The following is a 21,247-nucleotide window of genomic DNA, read 5'->3' as shown; positions in this document are numbered from 1 at the left end:
CCGCGGCATTATACAGAGCGTAACCGATTGCATCCACACTTTTTTGCAAAAAAACCTTGCGCTCCTCTGTGAGCATGTTACTTTCGATTGAATAACCTGCTGATTTAGAATTTGATCCCGCTCACATGTTATCCTCTCAGACCACCTCAATTTTTACCGTAAGCCGCCTGAATCAGACGGTACGTCTGCTGCTTGAGCAGGAGATGGGACAAGTCTGGATCAGCGGTGAAATCTCGAATTTCACCCAGCCTTCTTCAGGCCACTGGTATTTCACGCTTAAAGATGACACCGCCCAGGTACGCTGCGCGATGTTTCGCAACAGCAACCGTCGTGTGACGTTTCGTCCCCAGCACGGACAACAAGTGCTGGTGCGCGCCAATATTACGCTGTATGAACCGCGCGGTGACTACCAGATTATCGTTGAGAGCATGCAGCCTGCGGGTGAAGGTTTGCTGCAGCAGAAGTACGAACAACTCAAAGCGAAGCTACAAGCTGAAGGACTGTTTGATCAGCAGTTCAAGAAATTACTGCCCTCACCGGCCCACTGCGTCGGGGTGATCACCTCAAAAACCGGCGCTGCGCTGCACGATATTCTCCACGTACTGAAGCGACGTGACCCTTCCCTGCCCGTGATAATTTACCCAACCGCCGTGCAGGGTGATGATGCACCAACCCAGATCGTACGTGCCATTGAACTGGCTAACGCACGTCAGGAGTGCGATGTTTTAATCGTCGGGCGTGGCGGCGGTTCACTGGAAGATTTGTGGAGCTTTAACGACGAACGCGTGGCGCGCGCGATTTTTGCCAGTGCAATTCCCGTGGTCAGCGCCGTCGGACATGAAACCGACGTGACCATCGCTGATTTTGTTGGCGACCTGCGCGCACCAACGCCTTCTGCGGCTGCCGAAATTGTCAGCCGCAATCAACAGGAGTTGTTACGCCAGATTCAGTCTGTACAGCAACGCCTGGAAATGGCGATGGATTACTACCTTGCCAACCGTACCCGTCGCTTTACTCAGATCCATCATCGCTTGCAACAACAGCACCCTCAGTTGCGTCTGGCACGCCAGCAGACTTCACTTGAGCGTCTGCGTCAGCGGATGAACTTCGCACTGGATAATCAACTAAAACGCTCGGCGTCACGTCAGTTGCGTATTACCCAACGATTGAACCAGCAAAACCCGCAGCCTCGAATTTATCGTGGCCAGACGCGTATTCAGCAACTGGAACATCGTCTGGCACAGAACATTCGTACACGGCTGAGCGAGCAACGTGAACGCTTCGGTAATACGGTGACGCATCTGGAAGCTGTCAGCCCGTTAGCTACGCTGGCGCGCGGCTATAGTGTCACTACCGCGACGGACGGCAACGTGCTGAAGCAGACCAAACAAGTGAAGGCTGGTGATGTGCTCACGACCCGACTGTCAGATGGCTGGGTCGTGAGTGAAGTAAAAGGCATAACGGCGGCAAAGAAAACGCGTAAGAAAAAGCCGGATTAAACCGGTGCAAATTCCACGCGTTTTTTAGAAATCAGCCCATGACCGTTCTGGCAGAAATAGTCCACCGCACCGCAGGCTTTTAACACCTGCAGAGGCTGATGGCACTCCGGGCAACGCGCTTCTAACGGAATATCTTTTTTGCAGTTTTCGCAGTGTGCCACACCGTTTTGTGGCTCCAGTTCAGCATGGCAATCCGGGCAGTTAATCGACATGGTGACTCCTGTTCAGGGGATGTAATAGTGCTTCAATTTTAACACGATGCGCTTAATGTGCCCCACGCAACTGTTGCTGTAACGTTAGCAAGTACTCGACTTCTTCAAGCCTGCGTTGTGTTGTGCGTCCCACCTCCTGTGGGCTGCGTTCAAACAAACTTTGCGCCCCCAGAATGTGCTCTGCCAGGCAGTGGGCGTAAATCGTACCGGGAAGCCTCCAGCGACGCACAGCATCACCGTCAATCAAGTCAAGCACATCCCCGGTGCCGCGCCGGTCATGGCTGATGATACGACCATCGCTTAGATACAGGCGCAGGCCTTTTTGTCCGCCAGTTGGACCCGCGTATTTATTCAGCCAGATATCCAGCGGTATACCGCTAATCTGTCCCTGTAAATGCGCTTCTCCTTCCGCCGTTATCAGGTCCCCCTGAGCGATATCTCGTCCCAGACGGTCTTTAGCGCGCTTCACCTGCAAAGTCATACTGTCATTGCCGCCCAGGTAACGTACCGTTTCACGCAACATTGCCAGCACGTGCGTACCAATATCCAGAATCACGCCATCCGGATGGCGAAGCTCGCGCGTATCCGGATCACCGGTGGCAAAGTTGAGCGCGATAGGTTCCCCGGCGGTGTTAAACCCGCTTGGCTCTTGCAAGAATCCTTCAATTTTAACAATGTCCGAAAAGTGGGAAACCAGTGCCGGTTGTGGGTTATCGCCCTGCCACTGCGCCCCGAGTTTCCCCAATGCCAGTTGCAGTGCGCCAGTACGCGCCATCCAATGGTCTAGCGCCAGTACGCGATCACCGACACCGGGTTGAACCAGCAGCATTTTCAGTTTTTCAATTTGGGAAAGCGTGGCGACAATCGGTTTTTCGACCACGATTCGTGCGATGGGAGCGGCCAGCGCCTGTTCCAGCACCTCAAGATGGTGCAGGGATGCGGTGGTGATAAACAAGGTATCAAGCGGTGTTGCAAGAAGTTCAGCGAGCGATGCGCAACGTGTCACATCTGCAGGCTGTTTTGCAGGTTGCACATCAAATCCCACACAGCAGAGTGAATCACCGAACATGTGACGTAGTGCGGGCAAGTATGCCGTTTCAACCACTGCGCCAAGCCCCACAAACCCTAACAGCATACTCTTACCTCGTTGATTGAATTGCCGGAGCAGAATGCCCGCCCCGGCAATGTCGAGGTGTTATCAGGCGCTGGTAACCGGTTTAGTCTGCGCATTCTCCAGCATACGGCGTATCGGAACAATGAGAACTACCAGTACCGCAGCACAGATTATCAACGCGATGGAGCAACGCGCAAACAGATCCGGCAGCATATCCAGCTGATCGGCCTTCACGTGACCACCAATCAGGCCCGCCGCCAGGTTACCCAGCGCACTGGCACAGAACCACAGTCCCATCATCTGACCGCGCATTCTTTCCGGCGCCAGCAGCGTCATTGTCGCCAGGCCAATCGGACTCAGGCACAGTTCACCCAGTGTCAGCATCAGGATGCTGCCCACCAGCCAGAAAGGCGAAACGCCTGCACCGCCATTATTCAGCACGTTTTGTGCTGCCAGCATCATCAGGCCAAAACCCGCTGCGGCACACAGAATACCGATAACAAATTTAGTGATACTGCTCGGGCGAATGTTCATGCTGGCAAGCTTCGGCCACGCCCAGCTAAAGACCGGGGCCAGCAGGATGATAAACAGCGCGTTAATCGACTGGAACCAGACAGCCGGGATTTCAAAATCGCCGATCATACGGTTAGTGTAGTCGTTAGCGAACAGGTTAAACGACGTTGGCTTTTGCTCAAATGCCGACCAGAAGAAGGCGGCGGAAACCAGCAGAATAAAGCAGACCAACAATCTGGCGCGCTCTTTACGGTTCAGGCCAGCAAAGACAAACAGGTAGATGAAGTAGAGGGCCACGGATGCCGCAATCACATACACCAACACGCTGGCTACCGCGACCGGGTTAATCACAATCACACCTTGAGCTATCAGGGTAACAATGACAGCCACACCTACCGCCAGCGCCAACAACCACGTGCCTACGCCCTTTCTTTTAACTACCGGGCTGTTCCAGGTAGAGTCCAGCCCGACTTCGCTGTCGTAGCGTTTCATCGCCGGAACAGCAAACACGCGGAAGATAATCAACGCAACCAGCATCCCGATGCCACCGATACCAAAGCCCCAATGCCAGCCATGAGATTTAATCAGCCACCCGGAGATCAACGGCGCAATGAAGGAGCCCATATTGATACCCATGTAGAACAGCGAGAAACCGCCATCACGACGCGCATCGCCTTTTTTATACAGCGTCCCAACCATTACCGAGATACAGGTCTTGAACAGACCTGAGCCGAGCACGATAAACATCAGGCCGATAAAGAACAGGTTGTCACCCATGATGGCAGAGAGCGCAATCGATAAATGGCCGAGGGCAATCAGGATAGATCCATACCAGACAGCTCTTTGCTGACCAAGCCAGTTATCCGCCAGCCAACCGCCCGGCAGCGCGGCAAGATACATGGTACCGGCAAAGATACCGACAATTGCCGACGCATTTTCACGCGCCAGCCCCATACCGCCGTCATAAACGGTAGCTGCCATAAACAGGATCAGTAACGGACGAATGCCATAAAACGAAAAACGCTCCCACATCTCAGTGAAGAACAATGAGCCGAGCGGATAAGGATGACCGAAGAACGTTCGGCTTTCTTTTTGATTAACAGAGGATTGCATAATTCTCCCGAAAAAATATGTCGTGTGCTTGTAAACACCGTGATGTACGCCGGCCAGTTACGTAGCTGGTCGATTTTTTACATACGGCGAAGAGTTATTTAACCATTTGATAACCTGACAGTAGTTTTGTCTAGTACCAACCCGGTGACTTTAAGATGAAAATTCGACAATTGTCTACTTTCTTAGATTTAAACTTGGTAAAAAGCGAATAGTCATTGACAGCAAACAGACAGGTACAGGCTAAAAAAGGGCGAAAAAAAAGCCCGCGATTTACGCGGGCCTCTATCGCCATCAGCAGGAGTTACTTGCTTTTTTTGATGTGCTTAATCAAACGCTTACGCTTACGCATCTGCGTTGGTGTCAGTGTATTACGTTTGTTCGCAAACGGGTTTTCCCCTTCTTTGAACTGAATACGAATTGGTGTACCCATTACTTCCAGTGATTTGCGGAAGTAGTTCATCAGATAGCGCTTGTACGAATCCGGCAGGTCTTTCACCTGGTTACCGTGGATCACCACAATAGGCGGGTTATAACCACCAGCGTGCGCATACTTAAGCTTCACACGGCGACCACGTACCAGCGGCGGCTGATGGTCTTCTACCGCCATGGTCATGATGCGGGTCAGCATCGCGGTGCTAACGCGGCGAGTTGAGCTGTCATACGCTTCGCGCACGGATTCGAACAGGTTACCTACACCGCTGCCGTGCAGCGCGGAAATAAAGTGAACGCGGGCAAAATCGATAAAGCCCAGGCGGAAGTCCAGCGTCTCTTTTACCTGTTCTTTCACTTCCTGCGTCAGGCCGTCCCATTTGTTGACAACGATAACAAGTGAGCGCCCACTATTGAGGATAAAGCCCAGCAGCGAGAGGTCCTGATCGGAGATCCCTTCGCGGGCGTCAATCACCAGCATCACCACGTTGGCATCTTCAATTGCCTGCAACGTTTTGATTACAGAGAATTTTTCTACCGCTTCGGTAATTTTACCGCGCTTACGTACACCCGCAGTATCAATCAGCACATATTCGCGCTCATCACGTTCCATCGGAATATAAATACTGTCGCGCGTGGTCCCCGGCATATCGTAAACCACCACGCGGTCTTCGCCGAGAATACGGTTAGTCAGTGTGGACTTACCTACGTTCGGGCGCCCGACAATTGCCAGTTTGATGGGCAGATCCTGCGGATTGAAATCATCTTCAGGCTCTTCTTCGCCGTTTTCTTCGGCTTCCAGTTTCGCCCAGTATTCCGCATCTTCATCGACTTCTTCCTGCGGCGCGACATCGTCCATCCACGGGAGCAGAACGTGCTCCAGCAGGCTAAGGACTCCACGACCATGGGAAGCCGCGATGGGGTAAATTTCACCCAGCCCCAGTGAGTAAAAATCGACAACGGCCTGATCCGGATCGAGTCCGTCAGTTTTGTTGGCAACGAGAAAGGTTGGTTTCTGGCGCGCACGCAGATGCTTGGCAATGGCTTCATCTGCCGGCATCAGACCAGCACGCGCATCCACCATGAACAGCACAACGTCCGCTTCTTCAATAGCCAGCAACGACTGCTCAGCCATACGGGTTTCAACACCGTCTTCAGTGCCATCAATACCGCCAGTATCAATGCAGATAAACTCGCGGCCTTCAATTTCCGCACGACCGTACTTACGGTCACGAGTCAGACCCGGGAAATCCGCAACCAGCGCATCTCGGGTGCGAGTTAGACGGTTAAATAACGTGGATTTGCCAACGTTAGGGCGCCCGACAAGCGCGACCACAGGTACCATGTTTAAAGCCTCATTTAAAAAATCATCAGACAATGGACACTCTTTTTGCGCCATTGTTAAAAACAGTAAAACGGCCCCTGCACCAGGAGCCGTTTTTCAAAGCGAGCGGCCAGGACGATTAACGCGTAATGGAGTACAACGTACCGTCTTTCGCCTGGATCAGCAGTTTACCATCAGCAGAAACCGGCTCGGTCAGGAAACCTGAGCTGTCGACTTTCTGCTGAGCGACAAAGCGACCATCTTCAACGTTAATCCAGTGCAGGTAGCCTTCGCTATCACCTACGACCAGGTTGCCGTTATACAGCGCCGGAGACGTCAGCAGACGGTGCAGCAGATCGCTTTGCGTCCACAGCGTCACGCCACCATCGGTAGTCAGCGCCAGCACACGGTCATTCTGATCAACCAGATAGATACGATTGCCATCGACGATGAAATCATTCACCGAGCCGAGCTCACGTTTCCACATGATCTGACCACTGCGCAGATCCAGCGCCGTCAGGTTACCATTATAAGCCAGTGCGTAAACTACGCCATTGACGATAACCGGCGTGGTATCGACATCACTCAGACGGTCGATTTCGGTTGGGCCAGTGGCCTGAGAGATACGCTGCTGCCAAATCATCTGACCCTGCTGCATCAGTACGGCACTTACGCGACCATTATCGCCACCCACAATAGCTGCGCCAAAGGCGGTCGCCGGAGCGGATTCACCACGTAAGGAAAGTGATGGCATGTCGAGGTTCACGGTCCATTTGATGGCACCGTCAGCTTCGTTCAATGCCTGCAACTGACCGTTACTGGTATGGATCAATACCACACCATCGCTCACCACCGGGCGAGACAACGCTTCACCGGCAACTTTCGTTTGCCATGCGGTTGTACCGTCACTGGTGTTAAGCGCATAAACCTGTGCTTTTTCGCTGCCAATATAAACATGGCCGCCCGACACGGTTACACCGCCAGAAAGCTGAGCAGATGCACGGGAGAACCAACCGTCTTTCTCACCCAGATTAACAGACCAGACTTCTTTGCCGTCGTCTGCGTTCAGCGCTTTCACCACACCGGCGCGAGAGGCTGCATAGACCACGTTATCCGCCAGCGCAGGATGAAGGTTAGAGTAGAAATCACCAATACCGTTACCTACAGACGTGCTCCAGGCAGTAGACGGAGTAAACTGGTTTTCAACCACCGGTAACGGGGACATCTTAACGACATCTTCTTCGCCACTAAACAGTGAACAGCCGCTCAATAGGGTAACGGAAAGCAGCCCTGGCAGAAGTAATTTACGCAATTGCATCGGGTCCCTCTCAGATGGACAAATTATTGATTTTCATCTGCATCATTTCGCTCAGAGCAGGAGAGGCATCGCTTTTCACGCCCGCTTCCCATGCGCTACGCGCACCTTGTTTGTCGCCTTTGCTCAGCAACGCTTCACCACGCAGATCGGCCACAATTGCCGCCCACCCTTCACCTTTAATGGTATCAAGTGTTTTTAGCGCGGTATCAGCCTGCTTAAGCTGAACCTGAACACGAGCAAGGCGCAGATTAAGCACCGCGTTGAGATTCTCATCGCTGGTTGCGGCCAGGCCTTGTTGTAACTGGGCCGCGGCTTTCTCTAGTTCGTTTTGGTCAACAAACTGCTGTGCCAGTTCCATTGACGCTAACGCGCCATAGGTGTTTTTGTTTTCCGCTGCAAATTTCTCTGCGGCAGGAATGCTATCAGGCTTACCTGCGCTAACCGCAGTCACCGTATTTTGATATGCCAGAGAAGCAGAGCGTGCGGACTCTGTCTGATGACTGGTCCAGTAACGCCAGCCGACCAGCGCGCCGACCCCTAAAATTACCCCAACAACCAGCGCTTTGCCGTTTTCAGCAAAGAAGCGTTTTACCGCATCAACCTGGTCGTGTTCGTTCTCGTAAATTTCCACGCTGTCCTTCTCCTTAGCCCAGTAGAGTGCGCAAATGCGTGGCAACGCTATCCTGCGCTACTGCCGTTTGCTCACCAGAGCGCAAATCCTTCACTACAACGGTACCGTCAGCCACTTCGGACTCACCCAGTACCAGTGCAACGCGGGCGCCCCACTTATCGGCGCGAGCAAACTGTTTCTTAAAGTTGCCGCCACCGTGGTTAGTCATCAGTTTCACACCGGGAACTTCATCACGCAGACGTTCAGCAAGCCGCATCGCAGCCGACTGTGTATCCGCACCTGAAGCAACCAGGTATATATCGACAACAGGATCTGCGTTAAATTCCGGATTAACTGCCTGAACTAACAAAACAAGTCGTTCAAGACCCATAGCAAAGCCTACCGCTGGCGTGGCACGACCGCCAAGTTGCTCAACCAGGCCATCATAGCGACCACCAGCACATACGGTACCCTGTGAGCCCAGGCTGTTGGTTACCCACTCAAATACGGTGCGGTTGTAGTAGTCGAGACCACGAACCAGGCGCTGATTAACGGTGTAGGCAATACCTGCGGATTCCAGCAGCTTGCACAGACCCGCGAAATGTTCGCGAGAATCGTCATCCAGATAGTCACCCAGTGCAGGGGCATCGTTCAGCAGCGCCTGCACTTCCGGGTTTTTGGAGTCGAGAACGCGCAGCGGGTTGGTGTACATGCGGCGCTTGCAATCTTCGTCCAGTTTTTCTTTGTGCTGTTCCAGGTAGGCGACCAGCGCATCACGGTAGTTAGCACGCGCTTCAAGCGAACCAATAGAGTTCAGCTCAAGGCTAACATGCTGGGAAATACCCAGTGCACGCCACCAGCGGGCAGTCAGCATAATCAGTTCAGCATCAATGTCCGGTCCTTGCAGACCAAACACTTCGACACCCAACTGATGGAATTGGCGATAACGTCCTTTTTGCGGACGTTCGTGGCGGAACATCGGCCCGATGTACCACAGACGCTGTTCCTGATTGTACAGGAGACCATGTTCGATGCCGGCGCGTACGCAGCCCGCAGTGCCTTCAGGACGCAGGGTCAGGCTGTCGCCATTGCGGTCCTCAAAGGTATACATTTCTTTTTCAACGACGTCGGTCACTTCACCGATCGCACGTTTGAATAACGGGGTCTGCTCTACAATCGGCAAGCGGATTTCACTGTAACCGTAGCTGCCGAGCACGTTTTTGAGAGTGCCTTCAATGCGCTGCCAGATGGCGGTTTCGCCAGGCAGATAATCGTTCATGCCGCGAATGGCTTGAATGTTTTTTGCCACGTTTATTCTCTTTATGGATATAAAAATGAACCCTCAGCGCTAACCCGAACAATACGGGCGCCATGCGGGTTCAATCATACACGGGAAGCACGCCGCTTCCCATCACGTTATTATTTTTCAAGCTGCTGCACGTCAATGCGTCGCGCTTCGTCGAGGATACTCGCTTTGGCGCGAATACGGGCTTCGAGCTGCGTGATCATGTCATCGTTGTCGAGTCTGTCTTTACGCACGCCGTCTTCATACAGGCCGCTTTTCTTGTTGCCGCCCGTCACGCCCAGCGTGGAAACCAGTGCTTCGCCAGGACCGTTTACCACGCAACCGATGATCGAAACGTCCATTGGCGTAATGATATCTTCCAGGCGTTGCTCCAGCGCGTTAACCGTGCCGATAACGTCGAACTCCTGGCGTGAGCAGGTTGGACAAGCGATAAAGTTAATGCCACGCGCGCGAATGCGCAGTGATTTCAGAATATCAAAACCCACTTTGATCTCTTCGACCGGATCCGCCGCCAGAGAAACGCGCAGCGTATCACCGATGCCCTCTGACAGCAGCAGTCCCAGACCGATCGCAGATTTTACCGCACCACTACGTGCGCCACCGGCTTCGGTGATCCCCAGGTGCAGCGGTTGATCAATCTGTTTTGCCAGCAGACGATAAGATTCTACGGCGAGGAAAACATCAGACGCTTTCACGCTAACTTTGAACTGATCGAAGTTCAGACGATCGAGATGATCCACATGGCGCATCGCGGATTCCAGCAGCGCCTGCGGTGTTGGTTCACCGTATTTTTCCTGCAGATCTTTTTCCAGCGATCCGGCGTTGACGCCGATGCGGATAGGAATATTTTTGTCACGAGCGCAGTCCACCACCATGCGAATACGCTCTTCGTTACCGATGTTACCTGGGTTGATACGCAGACAATCGACACCGTATTCCGCCACTTTCAGCGCAATACGGTAATCAAAGTGAATATCGGCAACCAGCGGGACATTAACCTGCTGTTTGATAAGCTTGAACGCTTCTGCAGCATCCATTGTCGGTACAGAGACACGAACAATATCTGCGCCTACACGTTCCAGCGCTTTGATCTGATTAACCGTCGCTTCCACATCCGTGGTACGCGTATTGGTCATAGACTGTACGGCGATGGGAGCCCCATCGCCGATCGGCACGTTCCCAACGTAAATGCGTGTCGATTTTCTACGTTGAATTGGAGCCTGATTATGCATTAAAAAATCTCCCGCATTGCCGTCTGTTACTGAGCCGGTGATTGTTCGGCATTAACGGTCAGACGCGCAACCTGGTTAGTTCTGATAAAACGACTCAGGTCGACAGGTTTACCCTGGAACTGAATCTGCACTGCCGCCGGAGCACCAATTTTCAGTTTGTACGGCGCCTGACCGGCCAGATTCAAATTGCCATCTTTACGCTGCATGCCGCTAAACAGTTTTTTACCGGTTGCGTCGGTCACTTCCAGCCAGCAGTCAGCGGTGAAATTCATCACCAGCGCGTTAGGATCGGCAGCCGGCGTTGTTATACCGGCCTGGTCAGTCGGCAGTGATGCCGCTGTTGCCGGTGCAGTGGGTGTGGTCGCTGCAGTATCAACATTGGCCTGAGACGGAGCCACAACGGCGTTTTGATCTGCGCCAGGAGCCGGGGTCGCTGCAGTATCCGGCGTTTGAGCGGCATCAGCCACTGCGCCATCACCCGGAGCTGGTGTATTGTCCTGGCTTGCGGCAGCGCTGGTATCCAGCGGTACACTCTGTGCGTTATCTTTACCGGCATTCAGTTCAGCGGAAGATTGATCGGCCATCGTGGTGATTTCTTCCTGCTGCGCTTTATGGTTTTGCCACCACCAGGCACCCGTCAGTCCGACAACGACAAACAGTACCAGCCAGGTAAAGGTCATTAGCCAGCCGTCACGCTTCTTGCGGCGCTTACCGAGCGAAAAACTCTGCATCGGCGCAACTTTGGCAGGGCGAATCGGAGCCTGTTTTTCCAGCCCTGGCAACAGTTCTTCTTCAGGAATATGCACCAGACGCGCATAAGAACGGATATACCCGCGCAGGAATGTTGAAGCGAGATCGGCGGGTGCCTTATCTTCTTCAATATCGCGTACCGTGGAGACCTTCAGGCAGAGTCGTTCCGCGACCACCTGTTGGCTGAATCCGAGTTGTTCACGGGCATTGCGCAGACGAACGCCGGTGGATAGTGCTTCATTTTTGTCGTGCGTGGCTTCAGTATTCATTCGCTACAGCTGCGTAAATTTGGGTTCTGGTGCCGGCGAGTCACAATGCTCACCCACACCGCGAAACATCTGGTCAGTTAACCTTCGTCAGACAGTATAAAACGGTCAGACTATCAATAACAAAACAGCGTAAATCTGAGGGTCTAAACTCTTGTTGCCCCGCTACATACTGCCTTAAAGTCGACTAAAACGCACCGTTATTATTGATCAGACGACTACAACAAAGGACCTTATATAATTTACATTGCACTACGGTACATTATTTATACCGTAGTGCATTCGGCATCAAACGGTTTTGATATCGATAGCATCGCCCTGCATACGCTTGCGCAGAGTACGCTTAGTACGGTCGATAACGTCTCCCGCCAGCTGACCACAGGCTGCATCGATGTCATCACCACGTGTTTTACGCACGATGGTCGTGAAACCATAGCTCATCAACACTTTAGAGAAACGATCGATACGACTGTTAGAGCTACGACCATACGGCGCGCCCGGGAACGGGTTCCACGGAATCAGGTTGATCTTACACGGTGTGTCTTTCAGCAGTTCTGCAAGCTGATGAGCATGCTCAGTGCCATCGTTGATGTGATCCAACATCACATACTCGATAGTCACGCGGCCCTGGTTCGCATTGGATTTCTCCAGATAGCGGCGCACGGCCCCGAGGAACGTTTCGATATTGTACTTTTTGTTGATAGGTACAATTTCGTCACGAATTTCATCATTTGGCGCATGCAGAGAAATCGCCAGTGCGACATCAATCATATCGCCCAACTTATCCAGCGCAGGGACAACGCCTGAGGTGGACAGCGTAACGCGACGCTTGGACAACCCGAAACCGAAGTCATCAAGCATAATTTCCATCGCCGGAACGACGTTAGTCAGGTTAAGCAGTGGCTCCCCCATCCCCATCATCACCACGTTGGTGATTGGACGTACGCCTGTGGCTTTCACCGCGCCGACGATTTTCGCCGCACGCCAGACCTGACCAATGATTTCCGACACACGCAGGTTACGGTTAAAGCCCTGCTGCGCCGTAGAGCAGAATTTACACTCTAATGCACAACCAACCTGTGAAGAAACACACAGGGTCGCGCGATCGTCTTCCGGGATATAAACCGTTTCAACACGCTGATCGCCAACCGCGATGGCCCATTTGATAGTGCCATCAGAAGAACGCTGCTCTTCCACCACTTCCGGGGCGCGAATTTCAGCCACTTCTTTCAATTTGTTGCGCAGCACCTTATTGATGTCAGTCATGTCATCAAAATTGTCGCTGCAATAGTGGTACATCCATTTCATGACCTGATCGGCACGAAACGGTTTTTCGCCCATCTCTTTGAAGAATTCGCGCATCTGCTGACGGTTCAGATCCAGCAGGTTAATTTTTCCATTTTTATTTGGAACCGCAGCAATGACGACTTCAGAGGTGTTAACTAATTCAGACATAATTTTTTCCGGCCTCGTTGTTACACGTTATGGCCCGTGGAGGGTTAAAAAGAAACGCCCCGGTAAGCGGTCTGCTCTTCCGGGGCGTTGCATTGTACAAAGTCTGGCGCAGGGATGCCACGTTTGCACGAAGCATTAGCGAAAATAATATGTAAACGAACCCGTTAAATTAACGAGTACGAGCGCACACTTCGCCTTCACCAAAGAAATAGGCGATTTCACGGGCTGCAGATTCAACGGAATCGGAACCGTGAGTACCATTTTCGGTGAAGCTGTCAGCGTAGTCGGCACGCAGCGTACCAGCCAGCGCATTTGCCGGATTCGTTGCGCCCAGCAGATCGCGATGACGCTGAACGGCGTTTTCGCTTTCCAGTACAGAAACAACAATCGGACCGGAAGTCATGAATTCAACCAGGCCATCAAAGAACGGTTTGCCGTCGTGCTCAGCATAGAAACCACGCGCCTGCTCAACGGTCAGGTGCAGCATTTTAGTACCGACAATTTTGAACCCTGCTGCTTCGAAGCGCGCAAAGATGCTCCCAATAACGTTTTTTGCCACCGCGTTTGGTTTGATGATGGAAAAAGTACGTTCAATAGCCATGATTACCTCTGAAAAAAGATGTTCTGTTATGGTTTACCTGGCGCGGATTATAAAGAGCATCCTGGCCGTTGACTATTGACGAAGGTAACATTTCTTTAAAATAAGATGATTTTTAGCAACAAAGCATCTCAACCTGGTCTATTGCAAAGAAAATCTCACCGTCGCCACCTGTCCCGCGTCATCCATCACCAGGAGTTGGTAATCCCCTTTGACTGTGAGTCGCAGGGTAAGACGACGCCCACGCTCATCCAGCCGTTCACCGTTAAGAAACCACCAGCGCTCACCTGTCCCACCGCTGGTTTGCACCGGTACTGAGACCTCCGGAGAACCGGGTAAGCGTTTCACAATCGCGCCATCACGAATGCCTGTCAACTGGAGCGGTAAGAAAGCGTCCTGCCCCAACGGCGGGCAGGTAGCGGAAATCGGCGGTAGCCGTGCAGCCCGGCGCTCAGATTGCGGCAGCCAGGGCTCCAGCGGCAAGGGCCAGACGATTAACATATGTTCGCGCGCCTGCGCGCAATCTGGCGCAACGCGATTTCCTGCCTCATCTAACCAGACGGGAAAACGAATACCGTTAACCCCTTCCTGCTCGGGTAATAACAGCGTCGGCGGCTGGCTACCGTCCAGTAGCCAGGTGGCTAAGCGGCGACGACAGTTGCCGTCCCCGTCTGGCAAAAATTGCCCGCCCGGCCAGCACACCACGCCTCGGCTGACCGACTCTGGACGAGGATCTTCTGGCTGATGTGTCCCACGCGCCAGCAGCAGGTTGTTGACCTGATTCAGCAAAGGCACCGCGCTGGCAAAACCAAACTGCCCGACCACCGGCGTCCCATCTGGCCTGCCGGTCCAGATACCTATCACATAACGTGAATTAACGCCGATTGCCCATGCGTCACGATAGCCATAACTGGTGCCCGTTTTCCATGCCAGCGGAACCACTCTGCTCAGCGCGTTATCCGGAAGAGGTTGCGCTTCGTCAGCCATAATCCGGCGAATAATCCATGCCGCACCTGCTGACATCAACGGTCGTTCCAGGAGTGGATCTGTCGGCTGCAAACGCAGTTTTCCCGCCTTACCATGACGGGCAAACGCACTGTATGCCGCCGCCATATCTTCAAGTCTCGCCCCCGCGCCGCCCAGGATCAACGACAGATTCGGCGCAGCTCCTGCAGGTAAGTACAGCGGCAAACCCACATTGCGCAATTTTGCGGCAAAACGCTTCGAACCATAAGCTTCAAGCACCTGAACTGCGGGTAAATTTAGCGAACGCACCAGCGCTTCACTCACGCTTACCGGGCCATGAAAGCCACTATCAAAATTCCCTGGACGATAATCCCCGGTACGACGCGGCACGTCCTGCAGCAACGAAGCCGGGTGAATCAATCCGTCATCCAGCGCCAGGCCATAAACAAATGGCTTCAGCACCGATCCCGGAGAACGAATCGCGTTCACCATATCAACATGACCAAAGCGGGTATCGTCATTCATATCTACCGACCCCACCCAGCCACGCACGCTCATATCGGTATGATCGACAACAATCATCGCCAGCGAAGTGCGCGCAGGAAGCCGCCCCTTCCAGCTTTGTGCCAGCTCTTCCAGCTGGCGTTGCAGCCCGGCGTCCAGCGTGGTCAAGATTTTGTCACTGTGGCTTTTGCTCAACATCATGCGTGAGAACAACGGTGCTAGCTGCGGCATCTGCCTGGGAGCCAACCAGACGGGTTCTTCGCGCGACTCCTGTACCTGTTTCGTGGGCCAAATCCCTTGCGTCGCCATACGCTCAAGCACTTTATTGCGTGCCACTTCGGCGCGTTCCGGCCAGCGATCCGGGCGCAAGCGGCTCGGCGCCTGTGGCAGTACGGCCAGTAATGCCGCCTCAGAATAACTGAGTTGGGCGGGGGATTTGCCAAGATATGCCCAGCTTGCTGCGCCAACACCCTGAAGCGTGCCGCCGAAAGGTGCGCGGTTGAGGTACAGCGTCAGGATGTCGCGTTTCGAGAGATGCCATTCAAGCTGGAGTGCGCGCCAGAGCTGGCGAAATTTGCCGCCAAAGGTACGTGAGTGCGGGTCAAGTAATCTTGCTACCTGCATGGTGAGCGTACTGCCGCCTGAGACAACGCGTCCAGAGGAGAGATCCTGCCACGCGGCACGCAGCACCGAAAACGGATTAACACCGGGATGTTTCCAGAACCAGCGATCTTCGTAATTGATTAATGCATCGAGGTACCGGGGAGAAACCTCATCAATAGTGACCGGATAACGCCAGATACCGTCCGCATCGGCAAAACGCCATAGCGGCGTACCATCGTACGCCACCACGACACGCGCAGGATCGACTTCATGAAGCGGCAGCGGCCAGATTTTATCTGCCGACCAAACCACCGCCACAAGTAATAGCATAACGGCGGCCAGCCAGCCGCCGCGTTTAGCCCATCGAAGCATCATTTACGGTCTGACAATCAGCGGGCCCTCAGCCGTGCCAGTCGCGCGCCACTGCGGAACATACATCGATTCCACCTGCGGCACAGGAATCTGATATGTCCCCGGCGTGACCGCACGCGCCAGATACACCAGCGTGACCGGTTGGCCTTCGTTGACCGCGACCGCCGCGACAAAACGGTCGTCGCGGAACTCCATGTGCTGAATATCAGCCTGCTGCATTTGATTGAGCAGATTCGCCACTTCACTGCCGCTATCCTGCAGGCTGGCGCTGCCGTTAGCCAGATTCTGGTTTTCCAGCTCCAGTCCGGCAGGCAGGAGATCGACCACCAGCGCATCCGGTACATTCTGGCTGGCTTTCACCGTCAGCCAAACCAGCACCAGTTCGCCGCTGCGCAGAGAGTCCAGCGATTTGCTGTGACCATCCAGCCCCAGGATCTGACGTTCAATATGCAGGACATTACTGGCAGGCTGCGGCGAAGTTTGCGGGTAACCACTTACATCCAGACGCAGCCACAGCGGCAAATTACCGGTATTGGTGACGCTCAGAGTAGACAGCCGATCGGCATCCAGGTTGCGGGTTTGCGATTTGTCACCTGTCAGAGGCTGTTCGTCAAGTGACGTCTGCGCCTGCCACGTGCCAGGTAAATCCTGTAGCGTACGCGCGGCAAGAAATAGCGCATTATTTTCCTGAGTAGAGAGCCAGCGCTGGCCGAAGGCCTGTTCTGACAACGTGTTCAACAGCGTATTCTGCACGTCAGGTTTGAGCTTATTCTCTTCCAACAATGCCAGCATCAGCGCATTATCGCGCAGCTGACTGCCGTAATCCGCCATCCACTGCTGCGCATCGCGGCGTGGTGTATTCAATGCCAGCGTCAAAGCCTGTTCACTGCGATTCGCATCGCCCATGTTTTTCAGTGCAACCCCCAATTGCAGCAGCGGTAGACCGGAGGCGGCCTGAGCACGACGCTCCCAGATCTCGCGCAGTGCACCAAGCGGGGCTTTCTGCTGACGGGCCAACACCAACGCGGCATAGGCCTGCACGGCAAACCGGCTGGCTGCGGTATCATCAGTGTAGCGAATCGACATCATGCCCGGATCCTGCAAATAGCGCAGCAACCGCGCATTGCCCTGGTTAATCACTTCAGCCGGAACGCTGTAGCCCTGCTCATTTGCCCGGACGAGGAAATCCATGACATAGGCGCTCAGCCAGTACTCCTCCGGCCCGTTTTTATCCCACAATGCAAACCCACCGTCGTCACGCTGCATCTGCAGCAACCGGGAAATACCGATCTCGACCGCCGCGCGACGTTTCTCATCACTATCGCCCGCAATGCCCAACGCCTTCAACTGCGCGGCGTTGGTATATAACGACGGGAACAGCCCACTGGCTGTTTGTTCCAGACAACCGTAAGGATAGGCTTTCAATTCGCGGATGTAGCGCGCCAGATTCAGCGGCGGTTTGCCGCTGAACAGCAGTTGTCCCTGCACTGTCACCGGCGAGAAATTAACCAACTCTTCACCTGGCAATTGCCAGATTTCACCCGGCTGGAGGGCAACACCGTTATTGACAGTTTGCGCCGGGAACGCCGGGCGCACGCCAATCTTCCACTGTTTATGCTGAACAGGTAGCGTTTCGCCGGGCAGTTCCAGCCCCGTAATCTCAGCCTGAACTTCACCCTCGCCAAATCCTTCCCGTGCTCGCACCGGAACAAGCAGCGTGGTGCGTACACCTGGCGCCAGATTCACGGGTGCCGGATCTTGCCCCCTCAGTTCCAGTAATCCACTGGCGGCAAGCTTGATATTCAGCGTCTGCGGTTTGTCTGTCAGGTTAGTCACATCCAGCGTCAGTCGCGACGTATCGCCCCCGGCCAGGAAACGCGGAGTATTCAGTTCAGCAATCACCGGGGCGGCAACAATCACTTTACTTTCGCTGCTGCCAAAATCATCCGCCGTCCAGGCCTGCGCCATGACCCGCAGCTCACCGTTGAAATCACCAATCGGTAACGTCACTGTGCCTTCACCCTGCTCGTTGAGCGTAACCGGCTGAGCCTGCTGTGCGACGATATTGACGTGATTGACTGGCGGTTTTCCGCCGCGTTTTAACGCATCGCCATCCCCCCCGAAACGCAGTGCCGCCTGACGCCCTTGCCCTTCAATAACCTGGCCATAAATATCATAAATATCCGCACCATAGCGTTTTTGCCCGAAAAATGCCTGCCACGGATCTGGCGTGGCGTAATCCGTGATATTCAACACCCCGCTATCAACGGCAGAGACCAGTACATTAACCTGCTTTGGTATCTCGCCATTTTTAACACTGGCTTTCACCTTGACGGTCAGCGGCTGATTCGGGCGCATTTTCGCCGGGTTTTCCAGGGCCAGCGCCAGACGACGGTTCTCATCACCCAACGGCAAATGCAGCAGCCCAACCGCACGTTTAGGCGTTGCTGAACGGGATTTGTCGCCAGGGCGGATCACCAGCGCACTGAGATACAAATCGTGGCGGTTCCAGCTTTTATCGACCGGAATAGAGAGCTCAAGACCATCCGCAGGCACCTCGATTTCTTGCCACCACAGCGGACCATCACTCGATTCCACCATCGCATAGCCTTTACCCGCTGCCGGCGCGGCAATGTGCAGCTTCATGGTATCACCGGGACGATAACTGGGTTTGTCCAGTTTCAACGTCACGCGATCGGGACGGACCGCTCCGCTACCGTCGCTGTTATCCTGCCAGCTGTATCCGGCCCAGAAGCGTACACTGCTCACCGTATCGTTTGGCGCTTTAACCTCGAGGCGGTATGCACCCCACTCTACCGGGAAACTCACTTTACCGGTTTCATCGGCCTTAAGATCCAGCGTCTGCTCGCCTTCGACCAGATCCTTTTGATCGAACTGAGACTGCCAGCCTTCGCCCTCAGACCAGTTCCAGTAATAATCCCGACGTTCACGGATCAAACGCACCTGCAAACCGGTTACCGCTTTTTTCTCGCCTTGCGCATCGGCATACACGATATCGAAGGCGGCGCTGCTGTCTTCATCCACGATGGGCTGATTCACGGTGGTATCGGTGCGGTAGTCATAAACGGCTTTTGCCGCAAACTGCGGACGAATACCCGGCAGCGTATCCGCAGGCCAGATGGCTTGGTCTGCCCGACGGGTCACTGGACGGCCCCCCGACTCCAGCAGGCTGGCCTGCAAAATGACCTGCAGCGGCGAATGCGTTTCTTGCCACTGGCTACTGGCGATGACCTCGCCGCGACCTTGTTCATCTAACGTAAGCTGAACTTCATCGAGGCTACGGGACAGGTTTTCTTCAGCAATATTACCGAACTGGAATCCCGGTAGCACCTGCACCGCTTCACGCAGTGGCCGCAGGAAAAGCTGGCCTTGCAGGGCGTTACCGTTGGCAGGTGCGCCGTACAGGTAGTAGCCCACAACTGAAAACTTCACATCATCCGCCGGCGCTACGGGCGTTTTTTCCGCAGCGAGATTGAGCGCCATTCGCTCCGGCATAAAGTCTTCGACGTGGAAGTCCCACATCCGCGACTGGTTATCACCGGTATTAGCCCGAATATGCCACATGCCGGTTGGCGCACTGCTGTCCAGCGGCCAGCTAAAGCGATACAAACCATTTTCGGGCTGGCTGACCACCGTGCGTAATACCTGTCCGTCGGGTTTCACGACCTCCAGCTTAACCGGCTGATCGGGCAACGTTTTGCCGTCGCTGTCGCGCAGCAGTCCGTTGAGGATCACCGTTTCACCAGGGCGATAGAGATCGCGTGGACCAAACATAAAGAACTGCTTGCTGTAGCCCGGCGCCCCCGCGATATCAAACTCGGCCAGATCCAGCGCCGGGAGCTTCAAATCCAACAATGTGGTTTGCCCATCTTTTCGCGCCAGCAATAAAGCCGCATCTTTATCAGTTTCAAGCTTTACATGCCCCTGCGCATCACTGGTGGCTTGCGCCAATGTCTGCCCTTTCTCATTGAGTAAGGTGATATCAATCCCCTGTTGCGCAGCACCGTTTTCCAGGCTTTGTGTGAAAACATCCAGTTGGTTGTGGTAACGATGAACAGAGACACCGATATCGCTGAGCGTAAACAACGTTGCGGCATTGCTGTAGTTGTAATGCCCGGCCTGATTCATCACCGCCACGTACACGCCCGCCTGCTGCAGCGGCTTGATATCGCTCAACGGCAGCAACAGTTTCTCTCGGGTATTACGCGTTGGATTGAGATCAAAGCGCCCGGTATACACCAGTTCCGCCATTTTCAGCAGGTTATCGGATTCCCAGTTGGACAATGCGCTACGGTATTCCCACTGGCTGACAAAGGCACCGAGCGATTCAGGTTTCACGCGAAAGAAGTTCACATCTACGCTATTAACGTTCAGCGTCATCACCGGTAATCCTTCAATCACTTTGCCCGGCAGTAGCGAGCCACGACTGGCAAACCCTACACTCGGCTGAACATCGCGCGTGGTAATATTTTTTTCATACTCAATGCCAAACGTCGCTTTATTCAATGCCAACAAGTCACGTTCAATGGTGACTACCAGCTCGCGGTTGGGTTCAAGGTGGCGTAAACGCAGCTCTTTCAGATTCGGTGCCAGCTCCCAGGCACCATCCACTTTGCCGCTTTTTTTATCGACAACGTGCAGCACGCGAGAAAAATCTTGTTCGGGATTGAGAGGAATAGAGAAAGTCAGCACCAGCGTCGCCGCACCGTCCAACTGGACTTCAGAGGCATCCAACAGCGTCAACGGTTTACCCTGGCTTTGCTGCATCAGCTTTTGTAATTGCGCCGGATCTTTTACCGGTGCGCTCTGCGGGGCTGGCGCATCATTTTTCGCCGCTGTTGACGGCTTATCGTTATTATTATCGCACCCCGCCAGCGCCAACATCAGCATACAGGCCACTACGCGAATATATTTCATTTTTCATCCCTGGCCGCAGTGGCCCGTTAGCTACGTAGAACAACTATTATGCGTCAGATTTCTGGTGGTGGAAGTCAGTAATAGGATGTTGTATCTGAATTTTCGTGATTAATGTGGGTCCACCT

General features: G+C 53.9%; 14 protein-coding genes. 1 reads left to right on the top strand and 13 read right to left on the bottom strand.

The genetic code is table 11. The annotated features are described in order from the left end of the window. The first annotated feature begins 125 nt into the window (after positions 1–125). Positions 126–1,499, top strand: coding sequence for an exodeoxyribonuclease VII large subunit (gene xseA, locus OGX95_RS06925; protein WP_286628908.1), 1,374 nt, complete (start codon positions 126–128; stop codon positions 1,497–1,499). Here the strand turns inward: xseA and OGX95_RS06920 are convergent. From OGX95_RS06920 to OGX95_RS06860, 13 genes are all read right to left on the bottom strand, one after another. Continuing rightward, positions 1,496–1,711 (bottom strand): zinc ribbon domain-containing protein, encoded by a 216-nt coding sequence (locus tag OGX95_RS06920; protein WP_286628906.1) that lies wholly within the window; start codon positions 1,709–1,711, stop codon positions 1,496–1,498. The two genes, xseA and OGX95_RS06920, sit on opposite strands and share 4 nt — an antisense overlap. A gap of 52 nt (positions 1,712–1,763) precedes the next feature. After that, entirely contained in the window at positions 1,764–2,846 is a 1,083-nt protein-coding gene (locus tag OGX95_RS06915) for a Gfo/Idh/MocA family oxidoreductase (protein WP_286628905.1), read from the bottom strand. A gap of 63 nt (positions 2,847–2,909) precedes the next feature. Beyond that, positions 2,910–4,451, bottom strand: coding sequence for a peptide MFS transporter (locus OGX95_RS06910; protein WP_137384788.1), 1,542 nt, complete (start codon positions 4,449–4,451; stop codon positions 2,910–2,912). A 301-nt stretch (positions 4,452–4,752) separates the two neighbouring features. Further along, positions 4,753–6,225, bottom strand: coding sequence for a ribosome biogenesis GTPase Der (gene der / locus OGX95_RS06905; RefSeq protein ID WP_271440698.1), 1,473 nt, complete (start codon positions 6,223–6,225; stop codon positions 4,753–4,755). Between the two features lie 118 nt (positions 6,226–6,343). Continuing rightward, the gene (bamB, locus tag OGX95_RS06900) at positions 6,344–7,522 is read right to left on the bottom strand and encodes an outer membrane protein assembly factor BamB (protein WP_286628904.1); all 1,179 of its coding nucleotides are present in this window, start codon (positions 7,520–7,522) and stop codon (positions 6,344–6,346) included. 10 nt (positions 7,523–7,532) lie between these two features. Further along, entirely contained in the window at positions 7,533–8,153 is a 621-nt protein-coding gene (locus OGX95_RS06895) for a YfgM family protein (protein WP_286628903.1), read from the bottom strand. A gap of 13 nt (positions 8,154–8,166) precedes the next feature. Beyond that, a complete protein-coding gene (gene hisS, locus OGX95_RS06890; protein ID WP_286628902.1) occupies positions 8,167–9,441 on the bottom strand; it encodes a histidine--tRNA ligase in 1,275 nt (424 codons plus the stop codon). Between the two features lie 110 nt (positions 9,442–9,551). After that, a complete protein-coding gene (ispG, locus tag OGX95_RS06885; RefSeq protein WP_016154000.1) occupies positions 9,552–10,670 on the bottom strand; it encodes a flavodoxin-dependent (E)-4-hydroxy-3-methylbut-2-enyl-diphosphate synthase in 1,119 nt (372 codons plus the stop codon). Between the two features lie 26 nt (positions 10,671–10,696). Then, the gene (rodZ, locus tag OGX95_RS06880; protein ID WP_286628901.1) at positions 10,697–11,689 is read right to left on the bottom strand and encodes a cytoskeleton protein RodZ; all 993 of its coding nucleotides are present in this window, start codon (positions 11,687–11,689) and stop codon (positions 10,697–10,699) included. Between the two features lie 285 nt (positions 11,690–11,974). Then, positions 11,975–13,141 (bottom strand): dual-specificity RNA methyltransferase RlmN, encoded by a 1,167-nt coding sequence (gene rlmN, locus OGX95_RS06875; protein WP_137384795.1) that lies wholly within the window; start codon positions 13,139–13,141, stop codon positions 11,975–11,977. A gap of 169 nt (positions 13,142–13,310) precedes the next feature. Further along, positions 13,311–13,742: a nucleoside-diphosphate kinase gene (gene ndk / locus OGX95_RS06870; RefSeq protein WP_213133616.1), complete on the bottom strand. Its 432-nt coding sequence runs from the start codon at positions 13,740–13,742 to the stop codon at positions 13,311–13,313. Between the two features lie 138 nt (positions 13,743–13,880). Then, positions 13,881–16,187 carry a peptidoglycan glycosyltransferase PbpC gene (gene pbpC, locus OGX95_RS06865; protein WP_286628900.1) on the bottom strand — a complete coding sequence of 769 codons (2,307 nt, stop codon included), beginning with the start codon at positions 16,185–16,187 and terminating at the stop codon, positions 13,881–13,883. After that, a complete protein-coding gene (locus OGX95_RS06860) occupies positions 16,188–21,122 on the bottom strand; it encodes an alpha-2-macroglobulin family protein (protein WP_286628899.1) in 4,935 nt (1,644 codons plus the stop codon). It lies immediately after the preceding gene. Positions 21,123–21,247: the final 125 nt, after the last annotated feature.

This window comes from Citrobacter sp. Cu233 (genome assembly GCF_030332225.1).
Lineage (GTDB): Bacteria > Pseudomonadota > Gammaproteobacteria > Enterobacterales > Enterobacteriaceae > Citrobacter.
Note: the sequence above shows the minus strand (reverse complement) of the source record. Positions and strands in the feature narration are given on the sequence as shown.